This is a genomic window from Streptomyces sp. NPDC043746 (assembly GCF_056436485.1).
Genome location: NZ_JBWKCM010000010.1, coordinates 48,918 through 63,431, shown reverse-complemented (window position 1 = coordinate 63,431; position 14,514 = coordinate 48,918). Strand labels below are relative to the sequence as shown.

16 protein-coding genes are annotated in these 14,514 nt (G+C 71.7%); 11 read left to right on the top strand and 5 right to left on the bottom strand.

Annotated features, from left to right (window positions below):
* Positions 1-406: 406 nt before the first annotated feature.
* Positions 407-1,105, top strand: a complete 699-nt coding sequence (gene uppS, locus AC0682_RS13630; protein ID WP_478533033.1) for a polyprenyl diphosphate synthase — start codon at positions 407-409, stop codon at positions 1,103-1,105.
* Positions 1,102-2,556: an oxygenase MpaB family protein gene (locus AC0682_RS13625; RefSeq protein ID WP_478532898.1), complete on the top strand. Its 1,455-nt coding sequence runs from the start codon at positions 1,102-1,104 to the stop codon at positions 2,554-2,556. Before uppS ends, AC0682_RS13625 begins: the two co-directional genes overlap by 4 nt.
* A 121-nt stretch (positions 2,557-2,677) precedes the next feature.
* Here AC0682_RS13625 and AC0682_RS13620 read toward each other — a convergent pair whose 3' ends face one another.
* Positions 2,678-2,875 (bottom strand): antitoxin, encoded by a 198-nt coding sequence (locus tag AC0682_RS13620; protein ID WP_478532897.1) that lies wholly within the window; start codon positions 2,873-2,875, stop codon positions 2,678-2,680.
* Between the two features lie 164 nt (positions 2,876-3,039).
* On the opposite strand from AC0682_RS13620, the gene AC0682_RS13615 reads away from it, so the two are divergent.
* Together AC0682_RS13615 and AC0682_RS13610 are read left to right on the top strand one after the other, a co-directional pair.
* Positions 3,040-3,768: an HNH endonuclease family protein gene (locus AC0682_RS13615; RefSeq protein WP_478532896.1), complete on the top strand. Its 729-nt coding sequence runs from the start codon at positions 3,040-3,042 to the stop codon at positions 3,766-3,768.
* 89 nt (positions 3,769-3,857) lie between these two features.
* Positions 3,858-4,142, top strand: a complete 285-nt coding sequence (locus AC0682_RS13610; protein WP_478532894.1) for a hypothetical protein — start codon at positions 3,858-3,860, stop codon at positions 4,140-4,142.
* Positions 4,143-4,200: 58 nt separating this feature from the next.
* Here AC0682_RS13610 and AC0682_RS13605 read toward each other — a convergent pair whose 3' ends face one another.
* The 4 genes from AC0682_RS13605 to AC0682_RS13590 all read right to left on the bottom strand — a co-directional run bounded on the left by AC0682_RS13605 (position 4,201) and on the right by AC0682_RS13590 (position 8,102).
* Positions 4,201-4,503: a hypothetical protein gene (locus AC0682_RS13605; RefSeq protein WP_478532893.1), complete on the bottom strand. Its 303-nt coding sequence runs from the start codon at positions 4,501-4,503 to the stop codon at positions 4,201-4,203.
* A 135-nt stretch (positions 4,504-4,638) separates the two neighbouring features.
* Complete coding sequence (locus AC0682_RS13600) at positions 4,639-5,244, bottom strand: hypothetical protein (protein ID WP_478532891.1); 606 nt, start codon at positions 5,242-5,244, stop codon at positions 4,639-4,641.
* A 129-nt stretch (positions 5,245-5,373) separates the two neighbouring features.
* Complete coding sequence (locus AC0682_RS13595; protein WP_478532889.1) at positions 5,374-6,195, bottom strand: DUF4328 domain-containing protein; 822 nt, start codon at positions 6,193-6,195, stop codon at positions 5,374-5,376.
* A 296-nt stretch (positions 6,196-6,491) separates the two neighbouring features.
* Complete coding sequence (locus AC0682_RS13590) at positions 6,492-8,102, bottom strand: family 20 glycosylhydrolase (RefSeq protein WP_478532888.1); 1,611 nt, start codon at positions 8,100-8,102, stop codon at positions 6,492-6,494.
* Positions 8,103-8,692: 590 nt separating this feature from the next.
* Here AC0682_RS13590 and AC0682_RS13585 point away from each other — a divergent pair.
* From AC0682_RS13585 to AC0682_RS13555, 7 genes are all read left to right on the top strand, one after another.
* Positions 8,693-9,160 carry a 2-oxo-4-hydroxy-4-carboxy-5-ureidoimidazoline decarboxylase gene (locus AC0682_RS13585; protein WP_478532886.1) on the top strand — a complete coding sequence of 156 codons (468 nt, stop codon included), beginning with the start codon at positions 8,693-8,695 and terminating at the stop codon, positions 9,158-9,160.
* A 228-nt stretch (positions 9,161-9,388) separates the two neighbouring features.
* Positions 9,389-9,769 carry a succinate dehydrogenase, cytochrome b556 subunit gene (gene sdhC / locus AC0682_RS13580; protein WP_006127027.1) on the top strand — a complete coding sequence of 127 codons (381 nt, stop codon included), beginning with the start codon at positions 9,389-9,391 and terminating at the stop codon, positions 9,767-9,769.
* 5 nt (positions 9,770-9,774) lie between these two features.
* Positions 9,775-10,266, top strand: a complete 492-nt coding sequence (locus tag AC0682_RS13575; RefSeq protein WP_478532885.1) for a succinate dehydrogenase hydrophobic membrane anchor subunit — start codon at positions 9,775-9,777, stop codon at positions 10,264-10,266.
* A 30-nt stretch (positions 10,267-10,296) separates the two neighbouring features.
* Entirely contained in the window at positions 10,297-12,051 is a 1,755-nt protein-coding gene (gene sdhA / locus AC0682_RS13570) for a succinate dehydrogenase flavoprotein subunit (RefSeq protein ID WP_478532884.1), read from the top strand.
* Positions 12,051-12,818: a succinate dehydrogenase iron-sulfur subunit gene (locus AC0682_RS13565; RefSeq protein WP_070205313.1), complete on the top strand. Its 768-nt coding sequence runs from the start codon at positions 12,051-12,053 to the stop codon at positions 12,816-12,818. The genes sdhA and AC0682_RS13565 overlap by 1 nt, the downstream gene beginning before the upstream one ends.
* A 148-nt stretch (positions 12,819-12,966) precedes the next feature.
* Positions 12,967-13,554 carry a hypothetical protein gene (locus AC0682_RS13560; protein ID WP_478532882.1) on the top strand — a complete coding sequence of 196 codons (588 nt, stop codon included), beginning with the start codon at positions 12,967-12,969 and terminating at the stop codon, positions 13,552-13,554.
* 16 nt (positions 13,555-13,570) lie between these two features.
* Complete coding sequence (locus AC0682_RS13555) at positions 13,571-14,485, top strand: hypothetical protein (protein WP_478532881.1); 915 nt, start codon at positions 13,571-13,573, stop codon at positions 14,483-14,485.
* Positions 14,486-14,514: the final 29 nt, after the last annotated feature.

Sequence of the window (14,514 nt, the reverse complement as noted above, 5' to 3'; positions counted from 1 at the left end):
GCCGCAGTCGCCCTCTCGCGACTCCCGGCATCCGTAGGAAGAGGACCGGCCGGTGCGCTGATCAGCCGGGGGCGCACCGCCCGGGCCCCGCCCACCGGTGGGAGCGGTCGGGCTTCGAGGTGAATCGGACAGGTGAACCAAGGGTGACAGCCTCCTGTTTGGCCGGCCGGGAGCGTTCCCTGCGGTCAGGCTTCTCCCGGAGGCAGCGCCCCGGCCTAAGCGTGCGAGGTGGCGGTGGGGGCGGGCGGGGCCGAGCGCGTCGGGGGCGACCGGCTCGCCGGGGGAGAGTGAGGGGGTCGGTGTGGCGGACTCGGATGCCCGGTGTCCAGGCGGCGCGAAGGCCGGGCACCGGCTCGGCGCCGGGGAGCGGTGGGACGACCGGGCAGGGGGCCCGGTTCCGCGGCACGTGGCCTGTGTGATGGACGGCAACGGCCGTTGGGCACGGATGCGGTCGCTTCCCCGGACGGCGGGCCATCGCGCCGCTGAGGCCACGGTGATCGACATCATCGAGGCGGCCCGCGCCCGCGGCGTCGAATGGCTCAGCCTCTACGCCTTCTCCACCGAGAACTGGAGCCGCCCCGGCTCCGAAGTGGACTACCTCATGCGGCTGGTCCGCCGGGTGGTGCGCAAGCACGCACCGCTGCTGCTCGCCCGCGGCATCCGCTGCCGCTTCCTCGGGGCGGCGGATCCGCGCCTGCCCCGGGAGCTGGTCCAGGACTTCGACGACCTGGCCACGCTGACCGCCGACAACCGGGGGATGACGCTGACGATCGCCTTCGACCACGGAGGACGCCGGGACATCGTCGAGGCCGCACGGTCGCTCATCCGCAGCGGGACGCCCGCCGACGAGGTGACCGAGCGGCTCTTCGCGGATCATCTTCCGTTCCCCGACACCCCCGACGTGGACCTCGTCATCCGTACCTCCGGGGAACAGCGCATCTCCAACTTCATGCTCTGGCAGGTGGCGTACGCCGAGTGGGTCTTCCCCGAGGTTCTGTGGCCCGACTTCCGAGCTCCCGAGTTCCTGGCCTGCCTGCACACCTATCACGGCCGTGACCGCCGCTTCGGCGGCGTGCCGCCCCGGACGAACGGAGATCCGTCATGACGACCGGAACCACGGAGACGACCGGCCGAGCGCCCCTGTTCGCGACGGAACCACCGTTCTGCGCCTTCTTCGACGACCCGCGCTGGGCCCTGGCCATCATCCGCGCCACCGTGCTGGAAGCCGCCCACCCGCAGATCGGCGCGGCGCTCGCCGACAACTCCACCTTCGTCACCCACCCCTGGCGTCGGCTGCGCAACACCTTCCTCAGCATGCGGCGCATGTTCGACCCCGACCCGGCGGTACGCGAACGGGAGGCCGCCCGGCTCAACAGGCTGCACGCCCGCATGAGCGGCTCCGACTCCCGCGGCCGCGGCTACGACGCCATGGACCGCGGCGCCCGCGCGTGGGTGGTCGCCACCCTCTTCGAGAGCGCCGTCACCATGTGCCGGCTCAGCGGCCAGCCGCTCGACCAGGACACGATGGAGCGCCTGTACGCCGAGTACCGCGCGTTCCTCTCCGCGCTCGACGGCGACGCCGGGGCGCTGCCAAAGGAGCTGAACGACTTCTGGCGGTACTACGACCGGATGGTCGAGGACGAGCTGGAGAACACCGAAGCGGCCCGTGTCATCCTCTACCGGCTCTTCGACCACCTGCCCGCCCCCGCCCTGCTCGAAGGCGCACCGACCCTGTGGGCGGCCGGCCGGGCCGTCGTCGGCCCGCTTCTGGGGGCCGTCACCGTCGCCTCGCTCCCGGAGGCCTACCGGCGCAAGGCCGGCCTGCCCGAGATGCCCGGAGCCCCGGCCCTCATGCAGGGCGCCTACCTCACGGCCGGACTCGCCCGGTTCCTGCCCGAGGGCTGGATCAACGCCGAAGCCGTCATCGAGACCCTCTCGCTCCGGCCCGACAGCGACGATCCCCGCGCCCGCACCGTGGCCGGGCTGCGTAACCGCGCCAAGCGGGCAGCGGCCCTGATCCGTCTGCTCACCCCGCTGGGCGAGGGTGACGGTCCCGCCCCGGCGTCGGCGGCGGGAGAGGGCCGACGTGGGGCGAAGGAGTTCTTCCATCGGGTCCTGGACCAGACGGGCGACGGCTACCTCGACTGGCCCGACCTCGCCGCCATGGCGCGTGAACTGGCCACCCGCCTCGACCTCGACGAACCTGAGGAGACCCGGCTCTACGACGCCTTCGCCGCCTGGTGGCGCGAGCTCCAGGCGGCCCTCGACACGGACGGCGACGGCCGCGTCAGCGCCGACGAGTACGCCGCCGGCGTTCCCACCCTCGCCGGGCCCGCGCTCATCCGCGTGGCAGAGGTCCTCTTCGACGCGACCGACAGGGACGGCAACGGCACCATCGACGCCGACGAGTACCGCGCCCTGTTCCGCACCGCCTTCCACCGCGACCTCGCCACCGAGGGCGTATACGGTCGCAGCGCCTTCGTGGGCGACTTCGTCTCCTTCATGTCGGGCCGTCGCACGAACACCCCGTACGACCCGCTCCTCGCCGACGCCTGAGACCGCGACGCCCGCCGACCGCCACGGTCGAGCCGCGCCTTCGGCCGTGACCGAGCAGGCGGGGGCAGGCCGGTCCGCGGGGGTCCGGTCCCCGGCGTACGGCGGGAGGGGCGCCTGGGCGTCAGTCCTTCTTCTCGCCGAGGCTCTGGACGTACTCCTGGGCCTTGTCGACGGCAGTGTCGATCTTGTCGCTGTGCTTGCCGTCGGTCTTGCTGTCGATGAAGTCGCCCGCCTTCTCCAGCCCGTCGGAGATCTTGTCCCCGTGGGCTTCGGCGAGAGTCTCGGCCTTTTCCTTCAGGCCCTTCAGAGCATCGAACATCCGGGATCCGTCTCCTCCACTCGTGACTGCCTGGCGATGCGCATTGTTTCACGGTGCGTCCGGCCCGACGGGCACAACCGGACGGAACCGGGCAGGGAAGGAGAGAGCCGTTAGGCTGCTGGACCAGAGGAATCGGCGGCGAACTGCATGGGGTGGGCCAGGTCATGACGAGGCGACAGAGCTGGTGGCGGCGGGGGCTGGCGGTCGCGGCCGTGCTCGCGGTGGCCGGGTGTGCGGCGATCGAGGACGCGACGCAGCCCGAGCCGGCGGACGGCAAGCCGTCCGCCTCGGCATCCAGCGGATCCGGCGGCGGGGGCGGCACGGGGGCCGACGACTCCACCCTGCCGGGCATACCCACCGCGGAGCAGGCGCGGGAGGAACTGGCGGGGCTGACGGTGGCCCGGCACGGTTCGATGGCCGGCTACAGCCGGGCGAAGTTCCCCCACTGGGCCGCGCAGGGCGAGTCCTGCGACACGCGGGAGACCGTGCTGGAGCGTGACGGCACCGGCGTCGAGCGGGACGAGCAGTGCCGGGCGGTCGCCGGGAAGTGGACCAGCGTCTACGACGACAAGGCCTTCACCGAGGCCCGCGACCTGGACATCGACCACATGGTGCCGCTCGCCAACGCCTGGCGCTCCGGGGCCAGGACGTGGACGCAGGAGAAGCGCAAGGAGTTCGCCAACGACCTGACGCGCCCTCAGCTGCTGGCGGTGTCGGCGTCGTCCAACCGCTCCAAGGGCGACCAGGGGCCGGACGAGTGGCAGCCGCCGTCCAAGGCGTACTGGTGCACCTACTCCCGCGCTTGGGTGTCGGTGAAGGCCTCGTACGAACTCTCGGTGACGGAGGCGGAGAAGGAGACGCTCACCGAGATGCTGGACACCTGCGGCTCGTGAAACCGGGGCTCGTGAACCTGGGGCCCATGCGCCCGTGCCCGTGGGGCCGTGGCCCGTGAAACTGTAACTCTCGTGAACGGAAGCACCTCATGAACGGACCCGACCCGGCCCAGACGCAGCAGTTCGTGGACGACGTCGAGGCGGGGCGCGGCGGGGCGATGACCGACGAGGTGGGTGTCGTCACGGGTGAGTTGACGGTCTCCACCACCCTGCGGCCCGACGGGCGCGCCGACGTCGCCGTCCAGTACACCGGCGCGGAGGAGTGGTACGTCCTCACCGGCAGCCCCGTCCCGCTGCCCCCCGCCGGCCTGGAGGCCCTGCACCGCGACGTCCTCGACCGCGTCCGCCGGGGAGGCGGCGCGCAGGCGGGGTAAGGGGCAGCCGCCCGAGCCGCTGCCGGTCGCTACGGCCCGCGGCGGCCACGGCCCTGTGTCAGTGGTCGTCCCAGTGGCCGTCGTGCGCCGAATGGCGGTGGCCGTCGTGGACGTAGTCGACGTGGTCGCCGTGCGGGACGGCGACGTGGCCGCAGTCCTGGCCGTGCTGGTGGTCGTGGCCCTCGTGGACCTCGTGTCCGGGCTTCGCGCATTCGTCCACGTGGTCGCCGTGCACCCGGTGCAGGTGGGTGTCGTGGACGTAGTCGACGTGGTCCTCGTGCGGGACCGCGACGTGGCCGCAGCCCGGAGCGTGCCGGTGGTCGTGGTCGGCGTGGGGGCGGTGCTCCGTGGTGGTGGACATCTGCGCGGCTCCTCTTCGACTGGGGCATGGCCGTACCGGCCGAAGAGCCGGACGCACACACCTCGCGGCTTATGGCCGATTTTATCCCTTTCGAGGTCCGGAGTCCGGGGAAGCTGCGCGAAGCGGGTGACGCGGTCAGCCCCGGATACGGGCTCGGCGCGACATCACCGCGCGCAGCACCCGGCGCCCCTCCGTCGACAGGTCCAGGGCCTTGCGCACCCCGGCCCCGCTGCCCGCCGTGCCGGTGGTCTCCGCGAGGATCTCCAGGATCCGGATCTGGCGCTCCAGCTCCCCCGCCGCCAGCGGCCCCACCCCCTCCGCCCCACCGGCGCGTGCTGCTTCCAGGAGGTCGGCGGCGCCCTGCGAGGCGTGTCCGTCCGGGGCGTCGAACCGGCCGTGGATCTCCAGCGCGACCGACGAGCAGGCGTCCGCCCACTCCCGTAGCGGCGCGGGGGCGAAGTCGGTGGGGGCGGCCTCCAGCATGGCGCGCACCTGGGCGGCCGGACCGTCCCCGTCGGCCTCGACCTCGCCCTCCCGCGCCGCCGCGTCGTCCAGCTCCGCGCGGACGGCCGTGAGGCGGATGGCCCAATCCCGCCCGTTCTCGCAGCTCGCCCAGAGCGGCCGCATCGGCTCGGGCCCGTCCGGCCCCGTGAGCAGCGGCAGGCAGCGGTCCAGGCAGGCCACAGCACTGGCGGCGAGCGCGCGCTCGTCGGCGGATCCGATCAGTTCGAGCAGACTCATCGACATCTCCCTCGGTCTACCGCGTACTGCGCCGAGTGGCTGAAAATCGTCACTATCGGCGTCGGGGCAGGCCGTTTTCCGTCACCGGGCCGTCGTACGGGGTGGCCTGACGGGGAGCTGTCCGAGGGGTTACGGAGCCGTCGACTGCCCGGCCCGGACCTGCGGGGCCCACAGCGCCGCCCGCGCCACCTGCGTCCGGGTCAGAGCGCGGACGAAGACGATGGCCAGCACCGCGGAGACGATCTCGAACGCGTCGGCCGCCGCCACCAGTCCGAGTCCCTGCGCGGTCTCCTCCGGGGTCTCGGCCCTTTCCTCCATCCGTGCGGTGAACCGGTCCAGGAACGTGGAGGCGATCCACGCGGCCCACCAGAGGTGGAGCGGTGCCCGGGAGCCGGTGGGCCTGCCGCCGCCGGGGCCCGGGGCGACGCTGCCCGCCCAGACGCCGTCGGCCACCCGGTAGGGGAACCAGAGGTTGGCGACCGGCACGAACCAGCCGCCGACCGACCAGCCCGGCCCCATCTTCTGCGCGCCCGGGTCGAAGACCTCGGCGTTCCGGCGGGTGCGGTGGAACCAGATGATGAAGACGACGGCGGTGGCCACGAAGACGGCCCCCTGGCCGGTCCCGACCACCGAGTGGAGCCGCTCGGCCGCCATGCCCCGGCTGCCGTGCACGGCCGGGTCGCCCTCCTCGACGAGGCCCCGCCACAGGGCGCGGAGGTGGAGCCCCGAGCCGATGGCGGCCAGGTCCGTCACGATGACGACGCCCAGCAGCGCGGTCACCGCCCGGGAGAGGCCGACCGGCGAGCGCGGCCAGGTCCCGACGCCCCAGCCGCCGGGGCCGGTGGCCACGGGCTCCGGGTGCCCGGGCAGCGCGGGCCTGGTGCCCGGGCAGGAGGTGCAGAGGCCGTCGTCGGTGACGGCCTGTGCGGTACGGCAGCGGACGCAGAGCATGGAACGTTCCCCCCAGGGCGCGGGCCGTGCGGGGCGCGGGCCCCCAGGGCACAGCCCCGCACGCCATGTGGCCGGTGACCTCGCGCGTCCCTCCCCAGGAGTACGCGGTCGGCGGACCGTAGCCCGTGGAGGGGCCGCCTGTCCAAAGACCCACGCCCCGACCCGGCCGCCCCGCCGGCCCCGGAGCCCCGCCCCATGGCCCCATGGCCCCATGGCCCCGCCGGCCCCGGAGCCCGCCGACCCACCCGGCCCGCAGGAGCACCCCGTACGCGAAAGGGTCCGCCCGCCCCGCCTCCTCAGCCCGCGCTGCCCGTGCGGGTCGCCAGCTCCTGGAACCCGTCCCAGGTCAGCTCCGGCTTCCGCGGGTCCCACAGCTTCTGCGCCGTCGCCACGAGCGGCATCCTGATGCCGTCCGCGACCTGCTGCGTCGTCTGCGCGTTGGGCAGGTCGCCCCAGACCGCGAACCGGCCGCCGAGGATCTGCGGCGAGTAGCGCGCCGCCACCGGCTCGGTGCCACGCAGCACCATCGGGGTCCACTGCTCGTAGATCCGCTTGCCGGTGGGGTAGACGAACTGGTTCGGCTCCCCGAGCACGTAGTAGAGGAACTCGTCGTTGAGGTTGAGCAGCTTGTAGCCCGCCGCCAGGTACTCCTGCGGGGGCCGGGCGCCGATCTCCTTGCCGGTCCAGTACTCGATCTCGATGTTCTTGTCCGCGACGACCTTCGTGTCCCGGAAGAGGCCGTCGTTCCACGCCTTGGCGGTGCGGCCCTTGGGCTCGACCACGGCGGCCCGGTCGTTGAGCCAGCCGGTGGCGAGGTCCTCGATCGTGGCGCCGGCGCCGTGCTTCTGCTCGGCGGCCCGCTGGAGCTGCGGGTAGGAGGCGGCGGGGTCGCGGACCATCAGCGCCTGGTACTCGTCGGCGCCCAGGTGCCAGAACTTCCCCGGGAACAGGTCGGTGTACTCGTCGAGCAGCTCGTCGATCAGCTTGGCGGCGCCCGGCTTGGAGATGTCGATGGAGCCGCGCGACTCCCGCCCCTGGGTGTTGCGGAGCTGGAGGTCGGGGTGGGCGCGCAGCACCGCGCCGAGGTGTCCGGGCGAGTCGATCTCGGGGACGACTTCGATGTGCAGGCTGTTGGCGAGCCCCACGATGCGGCGGACCTCGTCCTGGGTCAGGGCCTCGTCCGAGACCACCTCGGGGTGGGTCTTCGACTCGATCCGGAACGCCTGGTCGTCGGAGAAGTGCAGGCCGAGCTGGTTGAGCTTGAGGTCGGCCATCTCCCGTATGCGGTCCTCTATCCACTCCGCGCTGTAGTGCTTACGGGCGATGTCGAGGTTCAGTCCGCGCTGCGGGCGGTCGGGGCGGTCGTTGACCACGCCCTCCGGCACCGTCCGGTCCGCCTTCAGGGACTGCTTGAGCGTGCGGGTGCCGTAGAACACCCCCGACTCGTCGGGGCCGGTGATCCGCACCTTGCGGTCGCGGACGGTGAGCGTGTACGACTCCGCGGGCCCCTGGTCCTTCGCGCCGAGCGCCAGCTCGACGTCCCCCTCCCGGGCCTCCTCGGCGCCCCGGTAGTGGATGTTCAGCTCCCTGGCGAGCAGCTGGGCCTCGTCCGCGAGGACCTCGCTGCCCTTGGCGATGACGACCGTGCTGTCCTCGCCGGGCTGCCAGCCGGGCCCGCGCGCGGCAGTGTGCTCGCGGACCGCCGGGATCGTGCTCGGGGTGCTGGAGAGCGGATAGCTGCGGGAGGGCGACGGCGCGGCCGCCGAGGCGGAGGTCCCGGACGGGGACGCCGCGTCGCGGGAGGGGTGGCTGCCGGAGCCTTCCGGCCAGACGACGACGGCGAGGACGACGGCGGCCGCGACCGTGGCGGCCGCGCCGGTGACGAGAGCACCACGCGTGGGCGACATCGCTCAGATTCCTCCGGTATAGGGGCCAGGAGACGCAAAAGGGGAGGTGGATGGGTGAATAGGCTGAAAGACTGACATTCCTGCCGCCGATCCGCCCACTGAGAACGAGCGCGGAGCGTACAGAACCCCGCAGTCCCGCAGGTCAGCCGGGTCCCGGACGGTCGTCAAACGTTCCGAAACTCTCCCGTTCGGGTGATTTTCAGCCGGTCCCCCGGACGGCCGCCGACCGGTCTCGTTAGCGTTGCGGCACATTCGCCCCCCTTCCACCCCCTCCCGGGAAGTTCCCGGGACATCACGCCGCCGGGAGGCCCCACCCCGGGAGGCCCCGCTTCCGGAACGCCCTCCGCACGCCCCGCGTACGCCTCGCGCTCACCCCGCGTACGCCCCCGCGGGGGCAACCTTGTCGCCCTCCTGCCCCTCTTCAGGGGCAGAGATGCCGTTGATCCGAGGAGTCCACGCTGTCCAGGTCCAGCGAGTCCCCCGCCGGCCTGCCCGAGCAGTCCGCGCCGCCGGTCGGGCCCTTCGCCATACCCGCGCAGCACCGCCGTCCGCCGCAGGTCAGCGGTGGCGCCGGCCTGTCCCCCGCCCAGGTGGCGGCCGGCCTCGCCCGGTTCAACGAGGCCCCCTTCACCACCGCCGAAGCCGCGCTCCTGGAGTGCTGCGGCAGCCGTCGCTGGGCCCACCGGATGGCCGCCCACCGGCCCTTCCCCGACCTGCCGTCCCTGCTGGCCGCCTCCGACGAGGCGGGGTACGACCTGGCACCCCGGGACATCGCGGAGGCGCTCGCCGCCGAGCCCGCCCCCCTCCTCCACGACGACGCGCCCCGCGCCGCCCACCTCGCACTCCAGGCCGCGCACGCGGCGTACGAGAGCAGATTCGGCCATTCCTTCGTGATCTGCCTGCACGCCTGCCCGCCCTCGCAGGCCGTGGACCAGGTCCTGGCCGCCATTCGGGTCCGGCTGACCCACGAAGTGGACGACGAGCGGGCGCTCACCGCCGATGAGCTGCGACGACTCGCCCGAAGCAGACTGGTGGAGCTGGTGGCAGAGGGCTGGTGAGCCGGGTCCGGCGAGCCGGACCCCACCGGCCCGGAGCGGCAGCCCGGAAAGGCCCGCTCTAGCCCGTACGTGCCTGTTTGATTGCCACTTTGATCACACCAGAGGCCCCCGCGCGAGCGAACCGACAAAGCGTCGCTACGATGGCCGGGGCCGGTGGACCGTACCCGGCCGGGTCAGACCGACAGTCAAGCCGGCCGACCCCAATCCCCGCTCCCGGAGGGTTCTTCCGTGCCGGCTGGAACGCTGTACCGCGGCCGGGAAGGCATGTGGTCCTGGGTGGCTCATCGAGTCACCGGTGTCCTCATTTTCTTCTTCCTGTTCGTACATGTCCTGGACACCGCTCTCGTCCGCGTCTCCCCCGAGGCCTACGACGACGTCGTGGCCACGTACAAGACGCCGATCGTCGCGCTCCTCGAATACGGCCTCGTGGCCGCCATTCTCTTCCACGCGCTGAACGGTCTTAGGATCATCGCCGTGGACTTCTGGGCCAAGGGCCCGCGCCTCCAGAAGCAGATGCTCTGGACCGTGCTGGGCATCTGGATCGTGCTGATGGTCGGGGCCCTGTACCCCGTCCTCGGGCACGCCGTACGCGACGTCTTCGGGAGCTGAGGCCCATGTCCAGCGAGACTTCTTCCGCAGCCGCGATCGGCGACGTCGAGGGCGTTGAGCCTGTGCGCCGATTCGACGCCGACAACCCGGCCCCGGTGATCGAGCCCCCGCGCAAGCGGACCAGCAAGACGCCCAAGGGTTCGCGCACCAACTTCGAGATGTACGCCTGGCTCTTCATGCGCCTGTCGGGCATCCTCCTGACCGTCCTCGTCATCGGCCACCTGCTGATCCAGCTGGTGCTCGACGGCGGCGTCTCCAAGATCGGCTTCGCCTTCGTGGCGGGCCGCTGGGCCTCGCCGTTCTGGCAGGTCTGGGACCTGCTGATGCTGTGGCTCGCCATGCTCCACGGCGGCAACGGCCTCCGTACGGTCATCAACGACTACGCCGAACGGGACAAGACCCGCTTCTGGCTGAAGATGCTCCTGTACACCGCCACGGTGTTCACCGTCCTGCTGGGCACGCTGGTGATCTTCACCTTCGACCCGAACATCCGCTAGGCGCCGGGACAGAGGGACCAGAGGAAAACCATGCAGATCCACAAGTACGACACCGTCATCGTCGGCGCCGGCGGCGCCGGCATGCGCGCGGCCATCGAGTCGACCAAGCGCAGCCGTACCGCCGTGCTGACGAAGCTCTACCCCACCCGCTCCCACACGGGCGCCGCGCAGGGCGGCATGGCCGCCGCGCTCGCCAACGTGGAGGAGGACAACTGGGAGTGGCACACCTTCGACACGGTCAAGGGCGGCGACTACCTGGTCGACCAGGACGCCGCCGAGATCCTCGCGAAGGAGGCCATCGACGCCGTCCTCGACCTGGAGAAGATGGGCCTGCCGTTCGGCCGCACGCCCGAGGGCAGGATCGACCAGCGCCGCTTCGGTGGTCACACCCGCAGCCACGGCGAGGCCCCGGTCCGTCGTGCCTGCTACTCGGGCGACCGCACCGGCCACATGATCCTCCAGACGCTGTACCAGAACTGCGTCAAGGAGGGCGTGGAGTTCTTCAACGAGTTCTACGTCCTGGACCAGCTGATCACCGAGGTCGACGGGGTCAAGAAGTCCGCCGGCGTCGTCGCGTACGAGCTGGCCACCGGCGAGATCCACATCTTCCAGGCGAAGTCGGTCGTCTACGCCTCCGGCGGCACCGGCAAGTTCTTCAAGGTGACGTCCAACGCCCACACCCTGACCGGGGACGGACAGGCCGCCTGCTACCGGCGCGGCCTGCCGCTGGAGGACATGGAGTTCTTCCAGTTCCACCCGACGGGCATCTGGCGCATGGGCATCCTGCTGACGGAGGGCGCCCGCGGTGAGGGCGGCATCCTCCGCAACAAGGACGGCGAGCGCTTCATGGAGAAGTACGCGCCCGTCATGAAGGACCTCGCCTCGCGTGACGTCGTCTCGCGCTCCATCTACACGGAGATCCGCGAGGGCCGCGGCTGCGGTCCGGCCGGCGACCACGTCTACCTGGACCTCACCCACCTGCCGCCGGAGCAACTGGACGCCAAGCTCCCGGACATCACCGAGTTCGCGCGGACGTACCTCGGCATCGAGCCCTACACGGACCCGATCCCGATCCAGCCGACCGCGCACTACGCCATGGGCGGCATCCCGACCAACGTCGAGGGCGAGGTGCTGGCCGACAACACCACCGTCGTCCCGGGCCTGTACGCCGCCGGCGAGGTCGCCTGTGTCTCCGTGCACGGCGCCAACCGCCTCGGCACCAACTCGCTGCTCGACATCAACGTCTTCGGCAAGCGCTCCGGCATCGCCGCCGCCGAGTACGCGGCGAAGAGCGACTTCGTCGAGCTGCCCGAGAACCCGGCCCAGCTCGTCGCCGACCAGGTGGAGCGGCTGCGCAACTCGACGGGCACCGAGCGGGTCGCCGAACTGCGCACGGAGCTGCAGGAGTGCATGGACGCCAACGTGATGGTGTTCCGTACCGAGCAGACCATCAAGACGGCGGTCGCCAAGATCGCCGAGCTGCGCGAGCGCTACCGAGACGTCTCCATCCAGGACAAGGGCAAGCGGTTCAACACCGACCTGCTGGAGGCCATCGAGCTGGGCAACCTGCTCGACCTGGCCGAGGTCATGGCGGTCTCCGCGCTCGCCCGCAAGGAGTCCCGCGGCGGTCACTACCGCGAGGACTACCCGAACCGCGACGACGTCAACTTCATGCGCCACACCATGGCGTACCGCGAGGTGGCCGCCGACGGCGCCGAGTCGATCCGGCTCGACTACAAGCCGGTCGTGACGACCCGCTACCAGCCGATGGAGCGTAAGTACTGATGGCTACCCCGACCCTGGACAAGACCGGCAACGCCGAGGCCGGCTTCGCCGACTCCCCGTTCATCACGGCCACGTTCCGCATCCGCCGCTTCAACCCCGAGGTGTCGGACGAGGTCCAGTGGCAGGACTTCCAGATCGAGATCGACCCGAAGGAGCGTGTCCTCGACGCCCTTCACAAGATCAAGTGGGAGCTCGACGGGACCCTGACGTTCCGCCGTTCCTGCGCGCACGGCATCTGCGGTTCCGACGCGATGCGGATCAACGGCAAGAACAGGCTCGCCTGCAAGACGCTGATCAAGGACATCAACCCGGAGAAGCCGATCATGGTGGAGGCCATCAAGGGCCTCACGGTCCTCAAGGACCTCGTGGTCGACATGGACCCGTTCTTCCAGGCGTACCACGATGTCATGCCCTTCCTCATCACCAAGGGGAACGAGCCGACCCGCGAGCGCCTGCAGTCCCCCGAGGACCGCGAGCGGTTCGACGACACCACCAAGTGCATCCTGTGCGCCGCGTGCACGTCCTCGTGCCCGGTGTTCTGGAACGACGGCCAGTACTTCGGCCCGGCGGCGATCGTCAACGCGCACCGCTTCATCTTCGACTCGCGCGACGAGGCCGGTGAGCAGCGGCTGGAGATCCTCAACGACCGTGACGGCGTGTGGCGTTGCCGTACGACGTTCAACTGCACTGACGCCTGCCCGCGTGGCATCGAGGTCACCAAGGCGATCCAGGAGGTGAAGCGCGCGCTCATCACGCGTCGCTTCTGATCCTGGCGGGCACCCCCGCACAGCACCCTGACGGGCTCCGTCCGCCGTGGTCGTCATGACCCCGGCGGACGGGGCCCGTTGCTGCGTACGGGCGATACGAGCGGTACGGTCGTCCGGAGCGAGACACGCACAGAGAACGGGGATCCCCATGAGCGAGCCGCATCCCGCACCGGGCGACGCCTACACGTGGGGCCCTCCCCAGCAGCCCGCCCACCCTCCGACGGTGGCCGACGGCTTTCCCCCACCGGGCGCCGCACCCGCGTACGGCTATCCGCAGCCGCTCCCCGAGTCCGCGACCCAGCCCGGCCCCGGCTACGGCTACCCGCACCCGGCGCAGCCGACGATGCCCGGCCAGTACCTCCCCGTGTCCCAGGGCGTGCCCGGCCAGGGCGGGGTGCCGGTGCTGTCGATCGGGGACATCACGGTCATGAGCGACGCCGTCGTGACGCCGTCGGGGACGATGCCGCTCAAGGGGGCGGTCTGGACGGCCACCGACATGTCGCGCACCGAGGAGAAGATCCCGGCGCACGCGATCGTGCTGGCGATCGTCTTCGCCATGTTCTGCCTGATCGGCCTGCTCTTCCTGCTGATGAAGGAGAAGCGGACCGTGGGCTTCGTCCAGGTGACCGTCGCCAGCGGCGGGCGCCACCACGGCACGATGATCCCGGCCATGGGTCCTCACACCTTCCCCACCGTGATGGGCCAGGTCAACCAGGCACGCTCGATGAGCGTCTGAGCGACGGGCCCGAACCATGGCACGTTTCGAGCACACGGTCACCGTCGCAGCCGTGGACCGGGGCTGGTTCGAAGAGGCCGCCGGACATGTGGTGGACCTCTTCGAGGCCTCCCGCGTGCGGGACGGGGCGATCCTGCTGCCCGACGGGCGCCCGGTGCACGGGCTGCGGCTGGTGAAGGGGCGTCACCTGCAGCCGGGGGCGCAGTACGCGGAGACATCCCGGGAGGTATCCGGCGGGAAGGACGAGGGGCCGGGCAGGGCGGACGCCGCTCCGGGGGCCGTCCCGCCAAGGACGGGCGGCCCAAAGGTCGCCGTCCCGCGTGAGGAGGTCGCCGTCCTCCGTGAGTGGCGGCCCTCCCGTGTCATCGCGGTGGAGAGCCACGCGGTGGAGGAGGGCATGTCGATGCGGGTGGGGGTACGGCTGCGTGAGCCACGGTCCCCCCGGTCGCTGGAGGTCTCCCTCGACGGGCACAACCCCGAGGGCGGTTCGCTGTACCGCTTCTCCGGCCGCGCCAAGGCCGACCTGAACGCCTGGTGGGCGGCGCTGGACCGGCCCCCGGCGGCTCCCCCGGCGGCCCGTGCCCCGGTCGTCGGCAAGGCCGTCCACCGGCTCGGCAAGGCCCGGCTCACGGTCACCCCGCGCCCGGCCGCAGACGGCTCCTGGCAGGTCTGCGTCGTGCTGAGCCTGCGCGGGCGGTGGCTGCTGCGGCCGGTCGCGGCGGTGGGGCTGTTCTTCGCCCGCAAGCCGGTCGAGCGGGGGTTCCGGGAGGCGGTGGACTCTTCGGTCAGGGAGTGGGCCGAGATGCTGGCGGAGCTGCCGCGACTGCGCGGTGAGGCGCTGCGTACGGAGATCGCGGACGCGCTGACCGGGCCGCCGGGGCCGGTGGCTCAGGAGCCGCGGCCTTCGGGGCCCGCACCTGAGTCCCTGTAGGGCACGTCGTCCGGGACAGCCCTTAGTGT

Excerpts from the sequence above, each read along its gene's own strand:
- AC0682_RS13620 (WP_478532897.1), bottom strand. The coding sequence starts at position 2,875 with ATGTTCGATGCTCTGAAGGGCCTGAAGGAAAAGGCCGAGACTCTCGCC.
- AC0682_RS13565 (WP_070205313.1), top strand. The coding sequence starts at position 12,051 with ATGGCTACCCCGACCCTGGACAAGACCGGCAACGCCGAGGCCGGCTTC.
- AC0682_RS13605 (WP_478532893.1), bottom strand. The coding sequence starts at position 4,503 with ATGTCCACCACCACGGAGCACCGCCCCCACGCCGACCACGACCACCGG.
- AC0682_RS13625 (WP_478532898.1), top strand. The coding sequence starts at position 1,102 with ATGACGACCGGAACCACGGAGACGACCGGCCGAGCGCCCCTGTTCGCG.
- AC0682_RS13555 (WP_478532881.1), top strand. The coding sequence starts at position 13,571 with ATGGCACGTTTCGAGCACACGGTCACCGTCGCAGCCGTGGACCGGGGC.
- AC0682_RS13615 (WP_478532896.1), top strand. The coding sequence starts at position 3,040 with ATGACGAGGCGACAGAGCTGGTGGCGGCGGGGGCTGGCGGTCGCGGCC.
- AC0682_RS13590 (WP_478532888.1), bottom strand. The coding sequence starts at position 8,102 with ATGTCGCCCACGCGTGGTGCTCTCGTCACCGGCGCGGCCGCCACGGTC.
- AC0682_RS13575 (WP_478532885.1), top strand. The coding sequence starts at position 9,775 with ATGTCCAGCGAGACTTCTTCCGCAGCCGCGATCGGCGACGTCGAGGGC.
- AC0682_RS13600 (WP_478532891.1), bottom strand. The coding sequence starts at position 5,244 with ATGAGTCTGCTCGAACTGATCGGATCCGCCGACGAGCGCGCGCTCGCC.
- AC0682_RS13610 (WP_478532894.1), top strand. The coding sequence starts at position 3,858 with ATGAACGGACCCGACCCGGCCCAGACGCAGCAGTTCGTGGACGACGTC.
- sdhA (WP_478532884.1), top strand. The coding sequence starts at position 10,297 with ATGCAGATCCACAAGTACGACACCGTCATCGTCGGCGCCGGCGGCGCC.
- AC0682_RS13560 (WP_478532882.1), top strand. The coding sequence starts at position 12,967 with ATGAGCGAGCCGCATCCCGCACCGGGCGACGCCTACACGTGGGGCCCT.
- AC0682_RS13595 (WP_478532889.1), bottom strand. The coding sequence starts at position 6,195 with ATGCTCTGCGTCCGCTGCCGTACCGCACAGGCCGTCACCGACGACGGC.